This window comes from Burkholderia sp. Ac-20384 (assembly GCF_017104605.1).
Classification (GTDB): domain Bacteria; phylum Pseudomonadota; class Gammaproteobacteria; order Burkholderiales; family Burkholderiaceae; genus Burkholderia; species Burkholderia lata.
On record NZ_JAAGPE010000606.1, the window covers coordinates 1 to 1,857 of the forward strand.

At 69.8% G+C, this 1,857-nt stretch carries 3 protein-coding genes; all 3 read right to left on the minus strand.

Going from position 1 to position 1,857, the window contains the following annotated elements; translation table 11 throughout:
- Positions 1 to 272: 272 nt before the first annotated feature.
- Complete coding sequence (locus G3O00_RS42185; RefSeq protein ID WP_174933883.1) at positions 273 to 713, minus strand: flagellar protein FlgN; 441 nt, start codon at positions 711 to 713, stop codon at positions 273 to 275.
- Between the two features lie 72 nt (positions 714 to 785).
- Entirely contained in the window at positions 786 to 1,115 is a 330-nt protein-coding gene (gene flgM, locus G3O00_RS42190; RefSeq protein WP_174933885.1) for a flagellar biosynthesis anti-sigma factor FlgM, read from the minus strand.
- 118 nt (positions 1,116 to 1,233) lie between these two features.
- The coding region (gene flgA / locus G3O00_RS42195; protein ID WP_206146548.1) for a flagellar basal body P-ring formation chaperone FlgA at positions 1,234 to 1,857 on the minus strand (624 nt) is incomplete at its 5' end.

Below are 1,857 nucleotides of genomic sequence, written 5' to 3' on the forward strand. Positions count from 1 at the left end.
TCTGCGCGACGGGGAGCGTCAAGGCGGCGCCCAGCGCCGCGACGGCGGACACGGCGGCGACGCGGTGTGAAAACGGAATGCGGAAATGCGGCATGCGGCCCTCTTCTGATTGTTGTGACGGGACGGCGCGCGGCTGCGCGGCCGTGTATCGGAAGGGACCGTGAGTGCCGGGCTCGGGCCCGGTCTGTCGAAACGTGGGATGCCGCGCAGGGCGGCGAGAGGCGGAACGTGCGGTGGCGGCGCTGCCGCCGATCAATCAGTCAGTCAGTGCGTCAGCGCGTGAGTGCCGACACGCGCCCGTCGGGGCCGTAGACGCCGGCCGGCGCGGGGGCCGAGCGCAATACCGCGAGCGCGCGCTCGTTGTAGTCCATCCGGATCCGGATCAGCATCCCGTTGTTCGCATTGGCCTGGCGCGCGCGTTCGGCGGACTGCTGCAGCAACTGCCAGCGGCCGGCGAGGCGGGCATCGCGCTCGGCGGCCTGGTCCATTCCCTTCTTGCCGGACGGAAAGCCGAGGGCGGAAAGCTGCGTGTCGCGCGTGCGTTCGAGCTGTGCGAGCCGGTCGATCAGCTCGGTTTTCTTTTCGACGATCCCGGGCAGCATCTCGAGCGGCTGCGCCATCGTCAGCGCCTTTTCCTCGTACGCGAGCAGAGACGCGAACGCCTCGACCGTCGCGTGTTCGTCGTTGACCGTGGCCAGCAGCTCTTCTCTCATCGCGTCATGCTCGTCGCGCCGGCGCGTTGGGCGCGACGGCAAACCGGGGGGACCGGCCTCGCGAGGCCGGCTTCAGTTGCCCGGGCGCTGCTGCTGCAGCAGCTCTCGGGCGGTATTCAATACGCCGTCGGCGATCTTGTTCGCATCGATCGTCAGCGTGCCGTTGTTCAGCGCGTCCTTGATCGACTGGACCAGGCCCGTGTCGATATCGCCGTTGCCGGACGCGGATACCGAACGCAACTGGCCGGACAGACCCGACAGGTTCACGGTCGTGTCACCGCCGGTCGACCCGCCGTCGGCCGCCTGCGCGGACGAAGACGAAGCCGTGCCGGATTGCGCACGGGTCGCGCCGTTGCCGGTCGGCGCCAGGGGGCTCGGGTTCGGAGTGGAATCGATCTTCACGATGGGTTTCCTGTTCGGTTTGACCCAGATAACGGCCGGGTCGGCCCGAACTTTAGCATCGCGAGCCCGAAATGCTCCGAATAAACAATTCTTTACATTCTTGGGGCGGGATCCACCCCTACAGCGGAATTTCCACGGTGCCCGCGTCCTTGACGATCGCCGTGACGATCTGGCCCGCCGCCATCCGCACCCGCACCGACTGGCCGGGCGCCGCATTCGCCAGCGCGCTGCCTTCGGCCGAAATCGTGAAGCCGGGCCCGGCCGCGACCACTCGCACCGTCTGGCCGGCCGACACCGACGCCGCGCTCTTCAGCATGTCCTGCCGCAGCGGCAGCCCGGCCGAGATGCGCGCGAGCGCGGTCGCGCCGATTGCTTGCGCCGGATCGGTGATCACCGCGAGCGGCAGCACCGTCAGGTCGCCGTCGCGGGCGACCAGGTCGGCCGCGGAAAGCGGCTCGCCGGGCGCGATCTGGCGCGCGGCGACGTAGTAGGTGGCCTGCACGGTGACTTTCGCCTGCAGGTAGACGGTCCACGGCCGCTCGCCCGCGCAGCGCACGCCGACCGTCGTGCGGCCCCACAGGCGCGCGCCGGTCGGCATGAACGGTTCGAGCGTCGTGCACGCGGCGAGCCCGCGCGGAAACGCGGTCGTGACGGTCGCGGTGGTCTTTCCGGGCAGGCCTGCGACCTGTTGCTGCAGGAACGCGAGGGCCGCGCGGCGGATCGACTCGGGATCCTGCTGGCC